The following is a 21,348-nucleotide window of genomic DNA, read 5'->3' on the forward strand; positions in this document are numbered from 1 at the left end:
TGGAGACAACACCGAAGTAGCATCCCGATACCGATGCTCTCAAGTGGGCCGATTTCGGCCAAGTAGGGTGGTACCGCGATTATTCGTCCCTTCAGTCATCGACTGAAGGGACTTTTTTTGTAGAGGAGGAAATAAGAATGAAAGAACAGTTGGAACAATTACAACAAGAGGCGTTGCAAGAGATTCAAGCGGCATCTTCGCAAAAAGAGTTGAACGATGTCCGCATCAAATATTTAGGGAAAAAGGGGCCGATGACCGAGGTGCTTCGCGGGATGGGGAAACTCTCACCTGAAGAACGACCAGTCGTGGGTGAACTCGTCAACACGGTCCGGACGACAATCCAAGACACGTTAGAGGCACGGATTGAGGAAGTGAAGGCAGTCGAGCTCGAAGCGAAACTGGCGGCTGAAACGATTGATGTCACGCTCCCAGGTCGGACGTCACTGCCAGGTCATACCCACTTGCTCCAACAAATTGTCGATGAGATGGAAGATTTGTTCGTCGGTCTAGGCTATACGATTGCCGAAGGTCCGGAAGTCGAGACGGATTTGTACAATTTCGAGATGCTCAACCTCCCGAAAGATCACCCGGCCCGTGATATGCAGGATTCGTTCTATATCACAGACGAGACGCTCCTCCGGACACATACGTCGCCTGTCCAGGCGCGGACGATGCTACAAGCAGAAGGGAAGCCGATTCGCATCATCTGCCCGGGTAAAGTATACCGTCGTGATGAGGATGACGCGACACATTCGCATCAGTTCATGCAAATCGAAGGACTCGTCGTCGATGAGCATATCTCGATGGCCGATTTGAAAGGCACGCTCGAAGTGTTCGTCAAACAGTTGTTCGGTGAGACGCGTGAGATTCGTCTCCGTCCGAGCTTCTTCCCGTTCACAGAGCCGTCGGTCGAAGTCGATATCTCTTGTTTCAAGTGCGGCGGCAAAGGCTGCAACGTCTGTAAGAAGACAGGCTGGATTGAGATTCTCGGAGGCGGAATGGTGCATCCACGCGTGCTTGAGATGGCAGGCTATGATTCGACGAAGATGTCCGGATTTGCATTCGGAATCGGTGTCGAACGGATGGCGATGTTAAAACATGGGGTGGACGATATTCGTCACTTCTATACAAACGACTTACGCTTCATCGAGCAATTCTAAGGGGGATCACACATGTTATTATCAAAAAAATGGTTGAATCAATATATTGACGTATCCGATTTGAGCGGACAAACGCTCGGTGACTTAATCACGAAAAACGGGATTGAAGTGGAAAGCGTCGTCAGCCGGTCGGAAGGCTTGTCGGGACTCGTCGTCGGGCATGTCCTCGCTTGCGAGAAGCATCCTGAGGCAGACAAATTGAACGTGACGACGGTCGATATCGGTGCGGATAGCCCGGTTCAAATCGTCTGTGGCGCGCCGAACGTCGCCGCTGGTCAACACGTCATCGTGGCGACGGTCGGAGCTCGTCTCCCAGGCCTTAAAATTAAGAAAGCGAAGCTGCGCGGCGTCGAGTCGCAAGGGATGATTTGCTCGCTCGAGGAACTCGGGTTCGAGAAGAAACAAATTCGTGAAGACGAGCAGGATGGCATTCACACGTTCCGCGAACCGGTCGAAGTCGGTGCGGACGTCATCCGTCTGTTAGACCTCGACGATGAAGTGATCGAGCTCGGATTGACACCGAACCGTTCAGATTGCTTAAGCCTTTACGGGATCATTCATGAAGTCGCGGCCATCCTTGAGCGCCCATACACATTACCGACTGCCGACGTGACGACAAATGTCGCGAACACGGTCAGCGTTCGTCTCGAGACAGACAACTGTCCGTACTATGCGACACGCCGTGTCGACGGCGTCGTCATCGGTGACTCGCCACAATGGTTGAAAAATATTTTGATCGCAGAAGGCGTCCGCCCAATCAACAACGTCGTCGATGTGACGAACTACGTCATGCTCGAGCTCGGTCAACCGCTTCATGCGTTCGATACGGCGAAACTCGGAACGACGATTGCTGTTCGCCAAGCGTATGACGGGGAAGAAATCGTCACGCTCGATGACGTGACGCGCACGCTCGATGCCTCGATGATGGTCATCACGGACGGCGAGCAGCCTGTCGCCATCGCCGGCGTCATGGGTGGAGCGAACACCGAAGTCGATGCGACGACGTCGAGTATCATCCTCGAGTCGGCCTACTTCGCACCGGCATCGGTCCGTAAGACGAGCCGTACGCTCGGTTTACGCTCGGATTCGAGTGCCCGCTTTGAAAAAGGGGTCGACCCGGAACGGTTACAATTGGCCCTTGACCGTGCGGCCGAACTCATCGTCGAAGTGAGCGGTGGCACAATTAGCGACATCGTCATCGCTGGGGACAAAGACTCTGCGGCTCGGACGATTGATGTCTCGGTCGCTTATATCAACCATCGACTCGGAATGGACCTCGAGCAAGAGACGATTGTCCGCATCTTGGAACGTCTCGGTCTCGATGTGACCGGGGACGAGACGTTGACGGTCCACGTACCGTCGCGTCGCCCTGACTTGGAGTTGCCGGCTGACATCACGGAAGAAGTGGCACGCCTCTATGGCTATGACAGTCTTCCGTCGAGCCTTCCGGCGTCACACTCGAAAGGGTACCTCCCGAAAGAAAACGTGTTGCGCCGTCGCGTCCGTCGCATCCTCCAAGGCGCAGGATTGTCGCAAGCGATCACGTACTCGCTCACGAGCGTCGGGAACGCCTCACGCTTCAGTGGAGCCGACTTGACGCAAGTGAACTTGGCAATGCCGATGAGCGAAGAGCGTTCGGTACTCCGGACATCGCTCATTCCAGGTCTGTTGGAGGCGGCTCGTTACAATACGTCGCGTCAACAAGCGAACGTGCGATTGTATGAGACAGGACGCGTCTATGTTGAACAAGGCGAGACGTTGCCACGTGAAACGGAGCGCGTCGCCGGCGTATTGACGGGACTTTGGTACGATCACCGTTCACAAGGTACGCGTGTCCCGGTCGACTATTTCGTCGCCAAAGGAGCCGTTGAGACGCTCTTGTCTGCGCTACGTGTCGAAGCGACGTATGAGGCGGCCGTGATTGCCGATATGCACCCAGGTCGTACCGCAAACGTGCTCATCGACGGACGTGTCATCGGTTACGTCGGACAAGTCCACCCAGGCGTGTCGAAAGACGTGTATGGATTGAAAGAAGTGTACGTGTTCGAACTCGACTTGGACGTGTTGCAACAGTCAGCCGAGCTCATCTATGAAGACGTACCACGTTTCCCATCCATCACACGTGATTTGGCGCTCGTGTTGAAACGGGACATCCCGGCCGGTCAAGTCGAAGCGACCATCAAACAGGCGGCAGGACCGCTCTTGATTGACCTCGCCTTGTTCGATGTCTATATGGGGGAGAACGTAGGGGACGATGAGAAATCAATCGCCTTCTCGCTCAAGTATCAAGATCCGACCCGCACCCTTCAAGATGAAGAAGTGACGGCGTCGTATGAAGCGATTCTCACTGCCGTTCAAGCGGCACACGGTGCGGAAGTTCGCGCATAACCTAAAAAGGTGTCCACCACGTGTGGACACCTTTTTTGAGTTTACTGGACTTCAAGAGCCAAGTCGCCGAACTTTGTCCAACCGACGAGGCATGTCACTTTATACAAGACGAGCGTGATGACGGCCGGAAGGACGACTCCCGTTCCAACGAAGATGAGGAACGCGTCCATTCCTTGCGCGGCAAGGATGTTGAGCGGCGCAATCAATGAGTTGAGCCCGAGTCCCGCGATTTCATAAGGGACTTCGAGTGAGAAGACGAGCGTCGCAATCGGCGCGCTGATCATCGCCGCGATGAAAGGCGGCATGACGACGCGAGGGTTTTTGACGACGTTCGGGAACTGGACTTTCGGTGTGACGAAGAACGAGGCGACCAAACCGCCTGGATCTGTTTGACGATATGCCATGAGCGTGAAGCCGACGAACTGGGCCGTACATCCGATCAACGCGGCGGCACTGGCGACCGGGTCGAGTTGAAGCGCGATGGCGAGTGCGGCCGATGAAGCAGGTGACATGAGCATGACACTAAATACGAGCGCGATGACGAGTGATGTCGCGATTGGTGACGTATTGACCGAAGCGGTGATGCTGGCGCTGATTGAGTTGATGAGCGGTGTCGTGACGGCTGCTGCGCCGACTCCGACGATGCCGCCTCCAAGGACAGCCGTGACCGGGACGACCATCATATCAAATTTCGTTTTCCCGAGAACACGTTTACCAAGCCAAACTGCAGCCGCTGCTGCAATCAAGGCGCTGATCGGTTGACCGGGCACGAGGACGAGCCCGCTCTCGGTCGCTTGGAGCGCCGCACCACCGACGGTTGCCGCAATCATCGAGCTGAACAAAATGAGCGTATTGCCGCCGAGCTGATAAGCGACACCGGCACCGAGTGCCGGGGCGAGCAATGATTTCGCGACTTGCCCGATCAAGACGAGTGTCTCGATGCCGGCCATCTTCCCAATCGTTTCAATTAAGAGTCCAACCCCGAGCGTGACGAGGACGGCGCTTGCCATTCCTGCTGATATTTTGATCATTCGGTCCATTGCGTACTGTTTCACTTCCATCATCTCCTCTATGTGTGTCAATCCAATAAAAAAACCTATCCAGATGGGATAGGCGCGTCGGTCATACCATGAGCGCCTCGTCCGAAACCATCGAAACAAGGGCCCAAAAATTCGTCTCGGTCATCGAGTCGATTTTCAGTCCCTCAGTCGAATAATAATCAGTAGGCCGTGTTGCGCATGGGTTTTCATCATTGCCAGCTCCTCCGTTTGTTAAGATTTGTCTAAGAGTAACACGATATTTTTCAATAATCAATATTTTCTGAAAATTAATTTGAAAAAAATTGAAAACCGCTCAAAAAGAAAGACGACCCAATGAAGGATCGTCTCGTATTAAGACGTGCTGGCTGCAAGTGAGCCAACTTGTTGATCGATGAATGCCATCGAGATTGAATTGAAATGATCGGGTTGGTCGACATTGACGACATGGCCCGAGTCAGTGACGACTTGGACACGAGCCGTCGGCTGATGTTTCGCAGTCCGTTCGACGGCTTCGAGGAACATGTAGTCCTCGTCGCCCATAATATAGAGAATCGGTACGTTCGTCTCGATCGAAGAGAAATGACGAAGCAACGGATTCATATTCTCGGTCATCTTGAACCAGCGGATGAACTCGCGTTGACAGAGGTTGGCCGCATCGCGGACGAACATCATGCGTGATTTCTTATGACGCTTCTTCGGTAATAAAATCCACGCGAACAGCTGATATAGCCACATGTACGGCACGAAGCTCTGTACGAGACTACCGAGGCGAATCAACAACGTCGAGCGGACGTTGAACTTGACGATGGCCCCGCCGAGCACGACTGAAGCGATTCGTTCCGGATGGTGCTCGAACATCGCTTGAATGACAATCGTCCCGAGCGATAGGCCGACCATGTGGCCTTTTTCAATCTGTAAGTGGTCCATGACCTCGACGACGTCTTCGACAACGACATCGAGCGTATACGCGTTCAGCGGTTGATTCAACGACTGTTCTGCGTTGTAAGAGCCGCCATGTCCGCGTAGGTCGAGCAGGAGCACGTTATATTTCTTTTTGAACGGCCGAATTTGACGATACCAATGCGACAGACTTCCACCCGCGCCATGGATGAAGATGACCCAAGGATGGTCGTCGCTTAATGTGTACGTTTTATAATGCAACATGAACGCTATCCTCCAAAAATTTTTAAGTTCATTAAACCCTAAAAATAATATACCATATCTACAAATGTAGGACTATCGTTTCAACTCGCTCAACCGGATTGCTTTTTTCGTGTTGGCGAAGTGAACTTTCGCGACCTCGTTCAAACGGGATTGACCATAACGAAGAATCAAATCGGCCGCGACTTGGTCGACTTTGGCGCCGGCGCCTTTCGGTAACGTGACCCCGAGTGTCGCACTTAACTTGTCCATTTCTTTTAAGAACAAGGCGCGAGCGAGAATCGAGGCGGCGGCCACGGCGACATGCAGTCCTTCCGCTTTCGTCGAGAAATAGACGTCGTCTTTGACGACTGCTTTTTCGGACCGAAGGTGGTTATAGTAGATGTTCTTTTCAGCGAACTGATCGATTAAAATGGCGTCCGGTGTCGCATCGAGCTTCTGTAATAAGGCCGACAAGGCGGCGTTATGGGCGACGGCCGTCATTTTGCCTTGCGTCATCGTCCGTTGCATTTTATTATACGCCGGATTGTGCAACGTCGCCTTCTGATAGGTGATGGTGACGTGCAAGTCTTTGGCGATTCGGACGATCTCTGTGTCCGACAGCAGTTTGGAGTCTTTGACCCCGAGCTCTTTGACGAGAGCGATTTTCTCTTTTGGCACGTAGGCGGCGACGACGACGAGCGGTCCGAAATAATCACCTTTTCCGACTTCGTCGCTCCCGATGACAGACCAGTCCGAAAAGCCTTCCGGCAGAACATTTTTCGGAACGCTCGGTTCTTTTTTAATGCTCGTTCCCCATTTGGCGGCTTCCGTGTCGGCATCACGTCCTTGGAACATGACTTTACCCGAATTGTAGACCGTAATCACACACTGAGGTGTTTTAGCACTGAATCGTGCGTGTGGCGGAGGATTGACTGAATGGGCCCGATAACTCGCGATGAGTTCCTCCTGGGCGGTAGCTGATAATTTAATGACTTGATTGCCCAATGTGAGCACTTCCTTTCTAACGCTAGCAAATCAATCTTACATTTTTTTTAGTTATTTTGAAACCAAAGTTTCGCTCTAAACGTATAGACAAGTGAGTAAAGAAAGAAGCGAGGTGAGTCGGAGATGTGGTGGCGCGATGACACGGATGAAGATGAGGCAGAATCTCTCTATAAACATATTCTCGAGCTAGAAGCTCGGATTGCAAAACTGATCGCCCATCAAGTCAGGGTGCGTCGCTTGCTCATGCAGGAATCGTCGGAAGCGGCGACCGAGCAAATCATTGCGTTACAAGCGGAAGTCGATCACTATTTGTCACTTCTGCGACAAGAACGGATGGAGGCGGTCGACCGCTATGATCGCTTACGTCTCGAGCAGACGTTAGGACGGGTCCGACAGTCGGTCAATCAACCGACCCGACCGTTGGCAGAGTGGGACACGATTGAACAGGCGCTCGCGCTCGAAGTCGAACATTTGCGCCGCGTCCTTTCGTACGAACGACAGCGTCGCGCCGAGGAGGAGTGGTAATGGAATCGTTAGATCAGCTGTATTGGTGGGTACTCATCATCGCGGGTCTCGGTACATTCGTGTACATGATTTTTTCAGATGCGTTCGATGTATTTGATGGTTGGTTCAATCCCGCCGTCATCTTATCCTTTTTAGCGCTCGGTGCGGGAATCGGATTGATTTTAAATGCGCTTGCCCACGTGTCGCCAATGATAGGGCTTGCCGTCGCCCTCGTCGGTTCATTCGCGCTCACGACGCTCCTGTACTTATTCGTCCTCTTGCCGCTATCGAACGCGGAAGAATCGATCGGAATGACCGATGAATCCCTCGTCGGCCTGATTGGTCGATTGACGGTCCCGGTCCCAGAAGGTGGGTTTGGCGAAGTGCTCGTCGAATCGGTAACGGGATCCGTACTAAAAACGGCTAAGAGTGTCGACGGAAAAGCCATCGATACGACACAACGCGTCGTCATCATCGAAGTCGAACGAAACATTGCGGTCGTCATGGAGTATGACGAACCGACAATCCGAAAGGAGTTTTAACGTATGAACACAGCTATTTTAGCCAGTATTATCGTCGGGGTGATTTTGCTCGCCTTAATTTTCGTCTTCGTGTTGAAGTATCGCACGGTCGGACCAGATGAGGCGCTCATCGTTACCGGCAGCTACTTAGGGAAAAAGAACGTCCATAGCGACGCGTCAGGCAACCGTGTGAAGATTATCCGTGGGGGCGGAACGTTCGTCTTGCCGGTGTTCCAGCAGGCTGAACCACTCAGTCTTCTCTCGAGCAAGCTCGAAGTGACGACGCCGGAAGTGTATACCGAGCAAGGTGTACCGGTCATGGCGGACGGGACGGCCATCATCAAAATCGGCGGCTCAATCAGTGAGATTGCCACGGCGGCCGAACAATTCCTCGGTAAACCGAAAATCGAACGCGAGAACGAGGCGAAAGAAGTGCTCGAAGGTCACCTCCGTTCAATCCTCGGTTCAATGACAGTTGAAGAGATTTATAAGAACCGTGATAAGTTCTCACAAGAAGTGCAACGCGTCGCCTCACAAGACTTGGCCAAGATGGGTCTCGTTATCGTCTCGTTCACTATCAAAGATGTTCGTGACAAGAACGGCTATCTTGAATCGCTCGGGAAGCCGCGAATCGCGCAAGTGAAGCGAGATGCCGATATCGCCACGGCCGAAGCGGACAAAGAGACGCGCATCAAACAAGCAGAAGCGATGAAGGACGCGAAGAAAGCGGAACTTGAACGTGCTTCAGAAATCGCGGAAGCCGAGAAAGAGAACCAGCTTCGTATCGCGGCGTATCGCCGTGAACAAGACGTCGCCAAGGCCCGCGCCGACCAAGCGTATGAGCTCGAAGAAGCGAAAGCGAAGCAAGAAGTCACCGAGCAACAGATGCAGGTCCAAATCATCGAACGTCAAAAGCAAATCGAGCTCGAAGAGAAAGAAATCATGCGTCGTGAGAAACAGTACGATTCTGAAGTGAAGAAGAAAGCCGACGCCGACCGTTACGCGATCGAGCAGTCAGCCGAAGCCGACAAGGCACGTCAAATCGCCGCAGCCGACGCCGAGAAGTACCGCATCGAAGCGGAAGCGAAAGCCGACGCCGAACGGGTCCGCCTCGCCGGTGTGGCCGAGGCCGATTCGGAACGGGCCAAAGGGGAAGCCGAAGCCGACATTATCCGCTTGACGGGTCTCGCTGAAGCCGAAGCGAAACAAAAGATTGCCGAAGCGTTCGAGCAGTATGGTCAAGCCGCCATCCTCGACATGGTCGTCAAGATGCTTCCGGATTATGCGAAACAAATCGCAGCACCGCTTGGCAATATCGACAAGATTACGGTCGTCGATACGGGCAGCGGCAAAGACGGCGGAGCCGGCAAAGTCACGGGTTACGCCACCGACTTGATGGCATCGCTGCAACAGACGCTCAAAGCGTCGTCAGGAATCGATATGAAAGATTTACTCGACAACTTTGCTGGAAAAGGCAACGTTCAGCCGAGTGCGAATCGCGAGTTGAGCGAGTCAACGTTCGCCGCGACGGAAGAATAAGTAGGGAGCCACAGACAAGTCATCGTCTGTGGCTTTTTTTGTTTCACTCAAATTCCCCTAAATTTGAAACGAAAGGCTTCAAACTCGATCGGTTTCTGACGATAAGTGAGATGTCAGACCATTAGAGAGAGGAAGTAGCGATTATGAAGAAATCACTCATCATCGGCTTGTTGGCCGCATGTGTGACTTGGTTGCCAGGTTGTCAGTCTGTGATTGACCAACCGGAAGCAACCGTTGAAACCCGTCAATCGATGGGCGTCGTCTTGTCTGATGTTGGTCTCGGGGACCAGTCATTCAGCGATGCGGCGATGCGCGGCATGGGACAACTCCGTGAGACGGGGGAATGGTTCGTCGACTACCGCGAATTGGATGAGACGGAAACGTACAAGGCCGGGTTCGAACAGCTCGTCGCCGACGGACATGACGTCATCATCGGGCTCGGGTTCGCTTGTCAAGAGGACTTGGAAGCGGTAGCGGCCGAACATCCGGAGCAACAGTTCGCGTTGATCGATGCCGTATCGACATTACCGAACGTCATGTCCGTGACGTTCAAAGAGACGGAAGGAAGTGCGCTAGCCGGTGCAGTCGCGGGGCTCGAGACGGAATCGAACAAAATCGGATTTATCGGGGGCGTCGACAACGAACTGATTCAAAAGTTTGGGACTGGCTTCGAACTCGGAGCGAAAAGTGTCAACGATGACGTGACGATGCTCGTCGACTATGCGAACGATTTTGCATCACCTGAAATCGGGCGCGAATTGGCAGAAAAACAGATTGAAGCCGGAGCGGACGTGTTATACGCCGCTGCAGGACTGACAGGGGTCGGAGTTCTAGAGGCGGCTGAGCGGAACGGTGTGAAGGCCATCGGGGTCGACAGTGATCAATCGATGATTGCACCGGACGCGGTCATCACATCGATGTTGAAACAAGTTGATTTGGCCATCGTTGAAATCGCGAATCGACTCGAGAACGAGGCGTTCAATACCCACGTCGAACTCGGAATCGATCAAAACGGTGTCGGTTTGGCCGCTCTTCGTCGTGTCCAGTGGGATGACGAAGAGACAAAACAGTTTGAGGCGTTTCAGAAACAGTTGATGGAGGGGACGCTGAAATGAGTTTACGGAAACGGTTTATCTTTTCGACCGTGTTCACGGTCTTGTTGATTGTGTTGATGATGAGTTACGTTTTGACGACACTCAATCGTCTACAGACGTACAATGAACAATACGGCACGCAAATGATCGAGCTGTCACAGCTCGAGACGTCGCTCTTACAAGAACAGTCGCTTTGGACATCGCTCGGCGAGCAGATGAGTCAATCGACGCTGACGCAACTCGAGCGCATCCGGGCGACGAACGGAGAAACGTTTGCGATGCTCGAACAGACATATCTGATTCCGGAGTTCGCGACGCACCTTGAACGGGCGACAACGAAGTATGAACGGATTGAAGCTGAAGTGGAGACGGCCGAGGCCGGCGGAATTGCGGCCCGGATTCAAGCCGCCAAACTCGAAGGAGTATTGAACGATGTGAACACACTCCTCTTGAAAAATGGTACGTTCTATGAGGCGCTACAGGCCGAGGCGGCGAGCGAGACGAAACGTCTCCTGCTCGTATCGGTATTGTTGACGGTCTTCGTCATCGGCGCACTCAGTGTCTATAACTTCTTCTTCGCCCGCTCGATCACCCATCCGCTCGAGCGAAACGTTGAGGCGGCGGAAGCAATCGCGGCCGGCCGGTTAATCACGTTGCCGGATTCGACGCGCCGTGATGAAATCGGACGGTTAGAGCGGGCCATGCAAGAGATGACGATGTCGCTCCAGACGGTCATCGGGTCCATTCGCGTCACGTCGATGAAAGTGAACGATATGACGGAGACAGCGGCCGCCGAGAACGAGGCCGTGGTCAGCACGACGTCGAACATCACGAATGCGGTCGATGAGATGGCGAACGGGGCGCAGTCGATTGCAACGGAACTGCAAGAGACGCTCGAATCGGTCGGCATCATGGCGACCTCGTTCGAGACGAGTTTGAACCAGACGAAGCAGACGACTGAACAGACGACCGAGATGACTCGTGAAGTCGCGGCCGGTATCGAGACGCTGACGGACCAGGAAGCGATTCTAGAGCGCTCGAGCGCGCGCAACGCATCACTCGTCAATCGGATGGATGACTTCGCCCGGAAGACCGAAGAGATTGAGAAAATGGCGAAACTCGTGGAAGACGTCGCCGCCCAGACGAACCTGCTCGCCTTGAACGCCGCCATCGAGGCTGCACGGGCTGGCGAGGCCGGACGCGGATTTGCAGTCGTCGCCAGCGAAGTCAAGAAGCTGGCTGAAGAAAGTAACGTGGCGACACGTTCGATTTTCGGAGTCGTCCAGACGATTCGCGATGAGGTCGCCCGCTTGACGGATATGGTCGAAGAGTCGAGTCGTGAGCAGACGGCACAGCTCGAGGCGTTCGGATTGACGAAGCAGGCGTTCAGTCGAATCCATGACCGGACCGATCACGTCGCCTCGTTCGTCGGGACGATCGAGCGCGAGATGGTCGCATCGAGCACGGAAGTCACGAACGTCTTGAAACGGGTCGAGGAAGTGAGCGGCGTGACCGAGGAACTCGCGGCGGGCAATGAAGAAGTCGCGGCCTCGATGAAAGAACAACAAGCGAGCTTCGATCAAATTTTCGCCTTGATGCAGGAGTTAGAAGGGCAGGCCGCCGCACTCGCGAGCCAAGTCCAACATTTTGAAGAGAACTGAGACAAGTTTCGGCTTGTCTCTTTTTTGTCGTCTCGAAGCGGATGCGACACACGTCCATCAGGGTCATAAGCGCGTCAGAAACGTCAAAGGAGGAACGGGCGCACCGATGTCTATTTGCTCATACTAGAGGGGAGACTCACGCGAGGAGGAGACGTATGGAAAAGTGGAGACGGTATGTCGTCGTGCTGCTCGTCGGATTATTCATTGGGGTGGGCTATATGTTTTACTCGAAAGAACCGGAGACGCCGATGGTCGAACAGTTCGTGGCGACACCCGAGCCGGAAATCGAGCCGAGCGTCCCGACCGAAATCGTCGTCTATGTGACCGGGGCGGTCGAGGCGCCCGATATGTATACGATGCCGCAAGGGGCCCGTGTCGGGGATGTGTTGTCTCTCGCCGTCTTGACGGCCGAGGCTGATCCCGAACAATTGAATTTGGCCCAATTGCTCGTCGATGGGACGAAAGTGAGCGTCCCGAAAAAAGGGGAGACGGTCGTTGTGCCGGCCGCTGAAGAAGCGGGCGGGGGGACGAACGGGGTCCATGTTAACAGTGCGACGAAGGACGAATTGATGACCGTACCGGGCATCGGTCCGGCCAAAGCCGAGGCGATTCTCAATCATTTGAAACAGCATGGGCCGTTCAAGTCATATGAAGAGATCGGCAACGTCAAAGGGTTCGGGGAGAAGACGTTAGAAAGCATGGAAGGTTATCTCTTGGTTCCATGACATGCCACTGTATCCATTGTTGCCAATCAGCCTATTCATTGCCGGGATACACGGATCAGTCGCCCTCTGCCTCCTGTTGTCTGTCGCCATCGCCTTCACTTGGCGTGGTCAATTCGTTTATGCGCACGTTGGTGCCGTCCTGCTCGTCCTGTTCGTGTTCGTACGTCCTGACGCCGAACCGTTGCCGGTGGACGGACCCTATCTGTTCGCCATCGAGAGCCGGCGGGACAATGGCCAATCGGCGCGGCTGTATGGACAAATCGACGGAAAGGAGGGTGTATTGACCGGCCGTGACCTCTCGCTCGGTCGTCCCGGAGAGACGTGCCTCGTCACGTTCACGCAGACCCCGTTCGCACCGTTGCGCAATACAGGTGGGTTCGATGAGGCGGCTTGGGCGTATGGGGCCGGACTTGCGTTCAAAGGGAGTGACGTCGCCATCGAGGCGTGTCGTCCGAGTGACGGCATGAGTGGACGGATGCTCCGTTGGAAGGAACGACAGCTCGCGAGAATCGAGACGACGTATCGGCCGGATGTGGCGCTTTATATGGAGGCGTTATTGTTCGGGGAGAGTCGGTTGCTCGATGAGGATACCTCGTTTTCTTACCGGGTGACAGGTCTGCTCCATCTGCTCGTCATCTCCGGGTCACATATCGCGCTCCTCGTGCTCGGATTGCGTTGGACGACGCGGCCGTTGCCGTTGCGACGTGAGACGAAGACAATATTGATTCTCGTTGTGGTCACGTTGTTCGGATGGTTGACCGGGTTTTCGCCGCCAGTGGCGCGGGCCGTGCTCGTCGCCGACGTGTTGCTCGGGCTGTCACTGTTTGGTTACCGTGTCCGCGACCCGATTCGGTTGCTCAGTTGGTGCGCCGCGTTCTTGCTCGCCTTGCAACCGTACTTGCTATGGAATTTAGGGTTTCAGTTGACGGTTGCGATGACGTTGTTCTTGCTCGTGACTCGCTCGATTTGGACAGGACCGTTCGGGCTGGCCGTATATGCTCAATGGTTCGGGCTCATCTTGTTATGGCCCGTTCAACCGATTATATCGGTGTTGGCACCCGTGTATAACGTCGTCGGCGCTTTCTTAATTTCCTGGATCGTCATTCCGCTCGCCCTGTTCGCGTATATCGTGCCGACCGCTGAACCACTCCTGCATCCGATCCTCGATGGCCTGAATGGGACGTTCGCCCTGCATCACGTCTGGCGACCTTGGCTTCCGCTGCATGAGTTTACGTTTTGGCACGCTCTTGGCCTCGCTGTCGTCCTGTGGGGCGGATTGATGCTCCTTGAGTGGAAACGATGGAGCGGTTGGGGGCTTGCCGTGATTGCGCTCTTGCTCATGCATGGCGTCCTTGAATGGGTCGAAGAGCCGCGCGTCACGTTTTTAGACGTCGGACAAGGCGATGCCGTCGTCGTCGAGTACGGCGAGGTCACGGGCGTCATCGATGTCGGCGGAGTGTTTCAAGACCCGAAAGAATCGAAACGGTCCACCTATGACCCGGGAGCGGACGTCGTCGCCCCGTACATATGGAAGCGAGGGGAGACGCGCCTCGACTTCTTATTGCTTACCCATGCCGATCATGATCACGTCGGCGGACTGCCCGGTTTGCTCTCGTCCATCGAAGTCGATGAGGTGTGGCTCTCGGCGGAAGTAGCGGATCAAGGCAAACGGGACGAGTTACTGGCCGAGCTGGAGACCTATCAAGTCCCGGTCAGGCTCCTGTCGAGCGGGGATAGGCCGTATCCATGGATGTGGGTCGTCGCACCGGGAGAGGCGGGCGAGGACGAGAATGCGAACTCGGTGTCGCTGTTCATGCAGGTCGGGGCGCTCACGTATTTATTGACTGGGGATTTGCCGGACACGCGGGAAGAGATGATTCCGACCGTTGACGTCGATGTGTTCAAATTAGGGCATCATGGGTCGAACACATCGTCAAGTGAGGCGCTGTTGAACCGAATCAATCCGGAATGGGTCATCATCAGTGTCGGAAGGAACAATCGTTACGGACATCCGCATCTTGAGACGTTGCAACGTCTCGAGGGAAAGCGGGTATTACGGACGGACGAGGACGGGATGGTCGTCTGTGAACGAAATCGGTGTCGCGGGATTGTGACGAAGGCAGTACCGCCATGAAAAACTATGATAAACTAAAAAAGCGATTGCTCCCCCGGGGCAATCGCTTTCTGACTGACTTATAAGCTCAAGAACTTGATGAGGACACCAATCGCGAAGATGGTGAAGAAAAAGCCGAACGGGACGATGAAGCCGATTGCTGAATCGATGGCATCGTTACGTTTGCACTGTACGTCGTTCTCGAACGGGTTTTCGCTTTGTGGGCGAACAGAGTTAATATGCATAGTGAGTCCCTCCTTGAAATGGTTCCGTCCTAAGTATAGCGAATCAGTGAAGGATAATCTATGTTTAGATAAGAATAAATTGTGAAAGTGGTGTGTGTTTTGAATGAACCGTGGCTGCATAACGGAAAGTTGTCGAACGTGTACGTCCTGTTTGGGACAGAAAAATATTTGCTAGAGACGTGGGAGCGGGCCATCATCAAAGCGGCCAACCCATCTGGTGACCACTTTGATGTCATGCAGCTCGACTTGCACGAGACGTCACTCGACACGGCGCTCGATGAGGCGGAGACGGTACCGTTCTTTAGCGAGTATCGGACCGTCATCGTCAAACAAGCGCAGTTCTTGACGGGGGCAAAAGAGAAGCAAAAGCAAAACGTCGAGCGATTGACCGAATACGCGTTACAACCAGCGCCTTATTCCGTACTCGTCTTTATTATCGAAGCGGAGAAGCTCGACGAACGGAAAAAAGTCGTCAAGCGCTTAAAAGAGCGGGCCATCGTGCTCGAAGCGAAAAAGCCGAGCCAGTCGGAGCTGATGCGCTACGTAGGCGACGAGCTGAACCGGCGCGGCCAAAAAATGGAGCGGGCGACCGTCGAACGGCTGTTATTCCTCTGTCAGGATGATTGGGGCAAACTCGTCCGCGAGCTCGAGAAGTTGCAACTGTACGCGAGTGAAGGGGCAGAGATTCCGATTGATATCGTCAACGATCTCGTCCCGCGGACACTCGAAGACAACGTGTTCCAACTGTCCGAGTTTTTAGTGGCCCGTCGTGCGGATGCGGCGCTTCGGCTCGTCCGTGATTTAGAGAAGCAAGGTCAAGAGCTGATCGGTTTGTTAGCACTCCTCGCGCGACAGTATCGGAATATGTATCTCGCGAAACAGCTGACGGAGAAGGGGTATGGCGAGAAGCAAATCGCCTCGAAAATCGGGGCGCATCCGTATACGGTGAAACTGGCCTCGCAAGCGAGCCGAAATTTCTCCGAGGCTCAGCTCGGACGGGCACTGACATTGATTGCCGACGCGGATGAGGCGATGAAGACGGGACGGGGTGACAAGCAGATCGTGTTTGATACGCTCGTCTGCCAATTGACATTACTGTGAGGTGAGGACATGGGGTTACAGGAAGTAGGGTTAGAAGCAGTGATTCCGCTTCGACACGAAGTGTTGCGGCCAGGATTGCCGGTGGAGACGTGTTATTTTGAAGGGGATGACGCGGAGACGACGCGTCACTTCGCCTGGGTCGAAGGCGGTCGTGTCGTGTCGATTGCGACCGTCATGCGGCAACGCCGTGAGTTTGCGGGCGAATACGTGCCGTTTCAATTGCGCGGCATGGCGACCGCTCCCGATGTCGCCGGGAGGGGCATCGGCTCTGCCTTCTTGCAGGCGCTCCATCGTGAGCTCGACGCCGACTGGTGGTGTAACGCTCGAGCCGTAGCGGTCCGGTTTTATGAACGGAACGGATTGGAGACGGTCGGTGACGCTTTTGACATCCCAGGCATTGGTGACCATTACGTCATGCGAACCCAAAAAACAGCCGGCTCCTAATGGAGGCGGCTGTTTCGTTTTAGTCTCTAATTAGAGAGCTGCGATGCGAGCTGCAAGACGTGATTTGTCACGGCCAGCTTTGTTTTGGTGGATAAGACCTTTTGCTGCAGCTTTGTCGATTTTCTTCGTAGCGAGGACGAAAGCTTCTTGAGCAGCTTCTTTGTTTCCTTCGAGTACGAGAGCGTCAACACGTTTCACTGCTGTACGCATTGCTGCTTTCTCTTGCGAGTTCGCGACGCGACGCTTTTCAGAAGTTTTTGCACGTTTGATTGCTGATTTGATGTTTGCCATTGTTTTGTCACCCCCTGAAACAAGAAAGTGTATGTTCTTATTACTTCAAGTAATCATTCAACAGAACAAGCACAATTGTAGCAAACGCTTATTCGAAAAGCAACCACTTGATGATTATTCTGAAAACTATATGTGGTATTGTTGAAGTAGGTCGTACACATTAACTTAGGATTTTGATATAATGACACGGTATGCATGAGAAGGATAGGTGAACCCATATATGAACAAACAAGAATTAGAGAATCGTCAGAAGAAGATTCGGAACTTTTCCATCATCGCTCACATCGATCATGGGAAGTCGACGCTCGCTGACCGGATTCTCGAGAGAACTGGTGCGCTCACGGCGCGTGAAATGAAAGAACAGACGCTCGATGCGATGGATCTCGAACGGGAACGTGGGATTACAATCAAGTTGAACGCCGTTAAATTGAACTATACCGCAAAAGACGGAGAAGAGTACATCCTTCACTTGATCGATACACCGGGACACGTCGACTTCACGTATGAAGTGTCACGTTCACTCGCAGCATGTGAAGGGGCTGTCCTCGTCGTCGATGCGGCGCAAGGCATCGAGGCCCAGACGCTCGCGAACGTTTATCTCGCGCTTGATAACGACCTTGAAATCATCCCGGTCATCAACAAGATCGACTTGCCGTCTGCGGACGTCGAACGCGTCCGTCAAGAGATTGAGGACGTCATCGGTTTGGATGCGAGTGATGCCGTACCGGCTTCGGCCAAAGCGGGAATCGGGATTGAAGAGATTCTCGAACAGATCGTCGAACTCGTCCCAGCACCGACGGGAGATCCGTCAGCGCCACTTCAGGCGTTGATTTTCGACTCGTATTATGACGCTTATCGCGGCGTCGTCGCTTCGATTCGAATCGTCAACGGTTCGGTCAAAGTCGGAGACAAGGTACAAATGATGTCGACGGGCAAATCGTTTGAAGTCACGGATCTCGGCGTCTCGACACCGAAACCGTTATCGGTGAAAGAATTGAATGTCGGCGACGTTGGGACGCTCTCGGCGTCGATTAAAACGGTCGGCGACGTTCGTGTCGGTGATACGATCACACTCGCCAAAAACCCTTCGACGGAACAACTCCCGGGTTACCGGAAGATGAACCCGATGGTATACTGCGGTCTCTATCCGATTGACGCGGCGAAGTACAACGATTTGCGTGAAGCGCTTGAACGGCTTCAGTTGTCGGACGCGGCGCTCGAGTTCGAGCCGGAGACGTCACAGGCACTCGGATTCGGATTCCGGAGCGGATTCCTCGGCATGCTCCACATGGAAATCATTCAAGAGCGAATCGAGCGCGAATTCGGCATTGATTTGATTACGACGGCACCGTCGGTTATCTATCACGTCACGACGACAGCCGGAGACGTCATCCACGTCGACAACCCGTCGAAGATGCCAGAACAGCAAAAAGTTGAATTGATTGAAGAGCCATACGTCAAAGCGGCCATCATGACACCGAACGATTATGTCGGTGCCATCATGGAGCTCTGTCAGAAGAAACGCGGTAGCTTCATCGATATGCAGTATATCGACACGACCCGCGTCAAAATCACGTACGACATCCCGCTCAGTGAGATCGTCTACGACTTCTTCGACCAGTTGAAGTCGAGCACGAAAGGCTATGCGTCGCTCGATTACGACTTGATCGGCTATCGTCCGTCGCGACTCGTCAAGATGGATATCCTCCTCAACAACGAGCTCGTCGATGCCTTGAGCTTCATCGTGCACCGTGATTTCGCCTACGAACGTGGGAAGGTCATCGTCGAGAAGCTGAAAGCACTCATCCCGCGGATGCAGTTCGAAGTGCCGATTCAAGCAGCAGTCGGAACGAAGATTGTGGCCCGCTCGACAATCAAGGCACTCCGTAAGAACGTTCTCGCCAAATGTTACGGTGGTGACATCTCGCGGAAACGTAAATTGCTCGAGAAGCAAAAAGAAGGTAAAAAGCGCATGAAGATGGTTGGTTCCGTCGAAGTGCCACAAGAAGCATTCATGTCCGTCTTGTCGATGGACGAAGAATAATCGTTCGCCCTTATCTCCGGATAAGGGCGATTTTTGTCATTTGGCAGGATTCGGCACGTCGGGCACGGAATAGTACGTACTTACAGAGAAATAGAGGAGGAGTGGCGGTGATCTATAATTTTTCAGCCGGGCCGGGCGTCTTGCCGGAACCGGTCTTACGTGAAGTGCAAGCCGAGTTTCTTTCCTATAAACAAGGGGTGTCCATCGTCGAGATGAGTCACCGTTCCGACACGTTCGCCACAATCGTCGAGCAGCTCGAGGCGAGACTGCGGCGGTTGATGCAGATTCCTGACGACTATGCAGTCCTGTTTCTACAAGGCGGTGCCACCCTACAATTCTCGATGGTGCCGATGAACCTGCGCGAGTCGGGGCGCTTCGCCTATCTCGACAGCGGGATTTGGTCGAAAAAGGCGATTGCTGATGCGAAACACTACGGTGACGTCGTCGTCGCCGGCAGTTCGGCAGCGGTCAAGTATCGAGACCTTCCCGCATGGCCGGAGACGATTTCAGACGTCGACTATCTTCATGTGACGTTGAACAACACGATTGAAGGGACGCGCTATACGAAACTGCCGGACACGGGAGTCCCGATCGTCGCCGACGTCTCGTCGAACATCTTGGCGGAAGCGATTGACGTCAAGCGCTATGGGCTATTATATGCCGGTGCCCAAAAAAATATCGGGCCGGCCGGATTGACGCTCGTCATCATCCGTCGCGATTTGATTGTCGACCGTGACTTGCCGTCATACCTCGCGTACAGCAAGCACGTTGATACGCTGCTCAACACGCCATCGACGTTCAGTCTATACGTCGCCGAGCGCGTGCTCGCCTGGGTCGAGGGAGAAGGCGGGGTCGAGGCGATGGAACGTCGCAACGTCGAGAAGAGTGGTCTATTTTACGACGCCTTGGATGCATCGCCTTTGTTTCATGCCGTCGTCTCGGGCAAGCAGCGGTCGCTGACGAACATCCCGTTCACGACCGGGGATGCCGAGACGGACCGGGCGTTTCAACGATTCGCCGAGGCACGCGGATTAATCGAGCTCGGGGGTCACCGTTCGGTCGGCGGCCTGCGAGCCAGTCTATACAACGCGATGCCGCTCGAAGGCGTGAAGCGTCTCATCGATGTGATGCATGAGTTTGAACAGGAGGGACAAGATGTTTCATATAAAAACGTATAATCAAATCGCAGAAGACGGGTTACGGCGTTTCGAGCCGAGCGAGTATGCCGTCAATGACGCCGAACAAGCGGACGCCTGGGTCATTCGGAGCCATGACGTCCATCAGGCGGACATCCCGCCTTACTTGCTCGCCATCGCCCGGGCCGGTGCCGGCGTGAACAATATCCCGCTCGACCGGCTCGCCCGTCAAGGGGTCGTCGTGTTCCATACGCCGGGCGCGAATGCGAACGCGGTCAAAGAACTCGTGCTCGCCAGCATGCTGTTATCGGTCCGTCCGATTTTGGAAGGGGCGAACTGGGTCAACAATCATACGTTTGCCGATCAGACATCGCTCGAAGAAGCGATGGAACAACAGAAACGGCGTTTCGTCGGGTCCGAACTGCGAGGCAAGCGCGTCGGCATCGTCGGTCTCGGTGCAATCGGGGCGTCGCTCGCGAACGATTTGCTCCATCTCGGCATCGACGTCATCGGGTACGACCCGCACTTATCGGTCGACGGGGCCTGGAATATCTCACAACAAGTAAAACGGGCGAAGCAGTTGAGCGAGTTGCTCGCCGACGTCGACATCCTGACGATTCATATGCCGCTCACGGATGACACGCGCCACATGATTGATGCGACATGGTTCAAGCAGATGAAACCGGGCGCTACCGTTTTGAATTTCGCCCGGGGTGAACTCGTGAATGACGCCGATTTGTTAGAAGCGCTCGATGACAACGTGGCGACATACATCACCGACTTCCCGAAACAAGTGCTGCTCGGACATCCGCAAGTCGTCGCGTTCCCGCACCTCGGCGCCTCGACCCACGAGTCTGAGGTGAACTGTGCAATCCAAGCCGTCGATACGCTCAAACTGTATCTCGAGACCGGTAGTATCCGAAACTCGGCCAATTTCCCGAACACGGAACTTCCTTACGTCGGCAAGCGGCGTTTGGCCGTGCTCCATTTGAACGTCCCGAACATGGTCGGTCAAATCGCCAGCCGGCTCGCCGAGAACGGAATCAATATCGACAACATGGTCAACCGGAGCCGCAACGACGTGGCCTATACGTTGATCGACATCGACAACCATAAACATGAGACGCTATCTGTGCACGCCCTGTACGACATCGAGGGCGTCATGCGCGTCCGCGAATTTTAAGGAGGAATAAT

General features: G+C 54.1%; 19 protein-coding genes. 14 read left to right on the forward strand and 5 right to left on the reverse strand.

What is annotated here, in order from left to right:
• Window positions 1-137: 137 nt before the first annotated feature.
• Both pheS and pheT read left to right on the forward strand, forming a co-directional pair.
• A complete protein-coding gene (gene pheS, locus M467_RS18545) occupies window positions 138-1,160 on the forward strand; it encodes a phenylalanine--tRNA ligase subunit alpha (protein WP_021065647.1) in 1,023 nt (340 codons plus the stop codon).
• A gap of 12 nt (window positions 1,161-1,172) precedes the next feature.
• Window positions 1,173-3,548, forward strand: coding sequence for a phenylalanine--tRNA ligase subunit beta (pheT, locus tag M467_RS18550; protein ID WP_021065648.1), 2,376 nt, complete (start codon window positions 1,173-1,175; stop codon window positions 3,546-3,548).
• A 41-nt stretch (window positions 3,549-3,589) separates the two neighbouring features.
• On the opposite strand, the gene M467_RS18555 is transcribed toward pheT, so the two are convergent.
• The 3 genes from M467_RS18555 to rnhC form a co-directional block, all read right to left on the reverse strand.
• Window positions 3,590-4,612 (reverse strand): PTS sugar transporter subunit IIC, encoded by a 1,023-nt coding sequence (locus M467_RS18555; protein ID WP_034796886.1) that lies wholly within the window; start codon window positions 4,610-4,612, stop codon window positions 3,590-3,592.
• A gap of 327 nt (window positions 4,613-4,939) precedes the next feature.
• Entirely contained in the window at window positions 4,940-5,752 is an 813-nt protein-coding gene (locus tag M467_RS18560; RefSeq protein ID WP_021065650.1) for an alpha/beta fold hydrolase, read from the reverse strand.
• Between the two features lie 72 nt (window positions 5,753-5,824).
• On the reverse strand, window positions 5,825-6,736 hold the full coding sequence (gene rnhC / locus M467_RS18565) for a ribonuclease HIII (RefSeq protein ID WP_021065651.1): 912 nt from the start codon (window positions 6,734-6,736) through the stop codon (window positions 5,825-5,827).
• Between the two features lie 123 nt (window positions 6,737-6,859).
• Between rnhC and M467_RS18570 the strand changes: the two genes are divergently transcribed.
• From M467_RS18570 to M467_RS18600, 7 genes are all read left to right on the forward strand, one after another.
• On the forward strand, window positions 6,860-7,261 hold the full coding sequence (locus M467_RS18570; RefSeq protein ID WP_021065652.1) for a hypothetical protein: 402 nt from the start codon (window positions 6,860-6,862) through the stop codon (window positions 7,259-7,261).
• The gene (locus tag M467_RS18575) at window positions 7,261-7,782 is read left to right on the forward strand and encodes an NfeD family membrane protein (RefSeq protein ID WP_021065653.1); all 522 of its coding nucleotides are present in this window, start codon (window positions 7,261-7,263) and stop codon (window positions 7,780-7,782) included. Before M467_RS18570 ends, M467_RS18575 begins: the two co-directional genes overlap by 1 nt.
• Window positions 7,783-7,785: 3 nt before the next feature.
• Window positions 7,786-9,300, forward strand: a complete 1,515-nt coding sequence (locus tag M467_RS18580; RefSeq protein ID WP_021065654.1) for a flotillin family protein — start codon at window positions 7,786-7,788, stop codon at window positions 9,298-9,300.
• 143 nt (window positions 9,301-9,443) lie between these two features.
• A complete protein-coding gene (locus M467_RS18585; protein WP_021065655.1) occupies window positions 9,444-10,415 on the forward strand; it encodes a BMP family lipoprotein in 972 nt (323 codons plus the stop codon).
• Window positions 10,412-12,055 carry a methyl-accepting chemotaxis protein gene (locus M467_RS18590; RefSeq protein WP_021065656.1) on the forward strand — a complete coding sequence of 548 codons (1,644 nt, stop codon included), beginning with the start codon at window positions 10,412-10,414 and terminating at the stop codon, window positions 12,053-12,055. Before M467_RS18585 ends, M467_RS18590 begins: the two co-directional genes overlap by 4 nt.
• 155 nt (window positions 12,056-12,210) lie before the next feature.
• The gene (locus M467_RS18595) at window positions 12,211-12,780 is read left to right on the forward strand and encodes a helix-hairpin-helix domain-containing protein (RefSeq protein ID WP_021065657.1); all 570 of its coding nucleotides are present in this window, start codon (window positions 12,211-12,213) and stop codon (window positions 12,778-12,780) included.
• A gap of 1 nt (window position 12,781) precedes the next feature.
• Window positions 12,782-14,914: a DNA internalization-related competence protein ComEC/Rec2 gene (locus tag M467_RS18600; protein WP_021065658.1), complete on the forward strand. Its 2,133-nt coding sequence runs from the start codon at window positions 12,782-12,784 to the stop codon at window positions 14,912-14,914.
• A 59-nt stretch (window positions 14,915-14,973) separates the two neighbouring features.
• Here the strand turns inward: M467_RS18600 and M467_RS31580 are convergent, their stop codons facing one another.
• Complete coding sequence (locus M467_RS31580) at window positions 14,974-15,138, reverse strand: YqzM family protein (RefSeq protein ID WP_016508105.1); 165 nt, start codon at window positions 15,136-15,138, stop codon at window positions 14,974-14,976.
• Between the two features lie 90 nt (window positions 15,139-15,228).
• Between M467_RS31580 and holA the strand changes: the two genes are divergently transcribed.
• Both holA and M467_RS18615 read left to right on the forward strand, forming a co-directional pair.
• Window positions 15,229-16,239, forward strand: a complete 1,011-nt coding sequence (gene holA, locus M467_RS18610) for a DNA polymerase III subunit delta (protein ID WP_235045161.1) — start codon at window positions 15,229-15,231, stop codon at window positions 16,237-16,239.
• Window positions 16,240-16,248: 9 nt separating this feature from the next.
• The gene (locus tag M467_RS18615) at window positions 16,249-16,683 is read left to right on the forward strand and encodes a GNAT family N-acetyltransferase (protein WP_021065660.1); all 435 of its coding nucleotides are present in this window, start codon (window positions 16,249-16,251) and stop codon (window positions 16,681-16,683) included.
• A gap of 30 nt (window positions 16,684-16,713) precedes the next feature.
• Here the strand turns inward: M467_RS18615 and rpsT are convergent, their stop codons facing one another.
• Entirely contained in the window at window positions 16,714-16,974 is a 261-nt protein-coding gene (gene rpsT / locus M467_RS18620) for a 30S ribosomal protein S20 (protein WP_021065661.1), read from the reverse strand.
• A gap of 220 nt (window positions 16,975-17,194) precedes the next feature.
• Here rpsT and lepA point away from each other — a divergent pair, with 220 nt between their 5' ends.
• The 3 genes from lepA (at window position 17,195) to M467_RS18635 (ending at window position 21,337) form a co-directional block, all read left to right on the forward strand.
• A complete protein-coding gene (gene lepA, locus M467_RS18625) occupies window positions 17,195-19,018 on the forward strand; it encodes a translation elongation factor 4 (protein ID WP_021065662.1) in 1,824 nt (607 codons plus the stop codon).
• Window positions 19,019-19,119: 101 nt separating this feature from the next.
• Window positions 19,120-20,196, forward strand: coding sequence for a 3-phosphoserine/phosphohydroxythreonine transaminase (serC, locus tag M467_RS18630; RefSeq protein ID WP_029595204.1), 1,077 nt, complete (start codon window positions 19,120-19,122; stop codon window positions 20,194-20,196).
• Window positions 20,174-21,337, forward strand: a complete 1,164-nt coding sequence (locus M467_RS18635) for a 3-phosphoglycerate dehydrogenase family protein (RefSeq protein WP_021065664.1) — start codon at window positions 20,174-20,176, stop codon at window positions 21,335-21,337. The genes serC and M467_RS18635 overlap by 23 nt, the downstream gene beginning before the upstream one ends.
• Window positions 21,338-21,348 lie beyond the last annotated feature (11 nt).

Origin of the sequence: Exiguobacterium chiriqhucha RW-2, assembly GCF_000416965.1 — a bacterium.
GTDB classification, from domain to species: domain Bacteria; phylum Bacillota; class Bacilli; order Exiguobacteriales; family Exiguobacteriaceae; genus Exiguobacterium; species Exiguobacterium chiriqhucha.

Coding starts and splice junctions, on each gene's coding strand:
- M467_RS18590 (WP_021065656.1), top strand. CDS start 10,412: ATGAGTTTACGGAAACGGTTTATCTTTTCGACCGTGTTCACGGTCTTG.
- M467_RS18595 (WP_021065657.1), top strand. CDS start 12,211: ATGGAAAAGTGGAGACGGTATGTCGTCGTGCTGCTCGTCGGATTATTC.
- M467_RS31580 (WP_016508105.1), bottom strand. CDS start 15,138: ATGCATATTAACTCTGTTCGCCCACAAAGCGAAAACCCGTTCGAGAAC.
- M467_RS18575 (WP_021065653.1), top strand. CDS start 7,261: ATGGAATCGTTAGATCAGCTGTATTGGTGGGTACTCATCATCGCGGGT.
- M467_RS18560 (WP_021065650.1), bottom strand. CDS start 5,752: ATGTTGCATTATAAAACGTACACATTAAGCGACGACCATCCTTGGGTC.
- lepA (WP_021065662.1), top strand. CDS start 17,195: ATGAACAAACAAGAATTAGAGAATCGTCAGAAGAAGATTCGGAACTTT.
- M467_RS18600 (WP_021065658.1), top strand. CDS start 12,782: ATGCCACTGTATCCATTGTTGCCAATCAGCCTATTCATTGCCGGGATA.
- M467_RS18580 (WP_021065654.1), top strand. CDS start 7,786: ATGAACACAGCTATTTTAGCCAGTATTATCGTCGGGGTGATTTTGCTC.
- M467_RS18635 (WP_021065664.1), top strand. CDS start 20,174: ATGTTTCATATAAAAACGTATAATCAAATCGCAGAAGACGGGTTACGG.
- pheS (WP_021065647.1), top strand. CDS start 138: ATGAAAGAACAGTTGGAACAATTACAACAAGAGGCGTTGCAAGAGATT.
- M467_RS18570 (WP_021065652.1), top strand. CDS start 6,860: ATGTGGTGGCGCGATGACACGGATGAAGATGAGGCAGAATCTCTCTAT.
- M467_RS18585 (WP_021065655.1), top strand. CDS start 9,444: ATGAAGAAATCACTCATCATCGGCTTGTTGGCCGCATGTGTGACTTGG.
- rpsT (WP_021065661.1), bottom strand. CDS start 16,974: ATGGCAAACATCAAATCAGCAATCAAACGTGCAAAAACTTCTGAAAAG.
- pheT (WP_021065648.1), top strand. CDS start 1,173: ATGTTATTATCAAAAAAATGGTTGAATCAATATATTGACGTATCCGAT.
- M467_RS18615 (WP_021065660.1), top strand. CDS start 16,249: ATGGGGTTACAGGAAGTAGGGTTAGAAGCAGTGATTCCGCTTCGACAC.
- M467_RS18555 (WP_034796886.1), bottom strand. CDS start 4,612: ATGATGGAAGTGAAACAGTACGCAATGGACCGAATGATCAAAATATCA.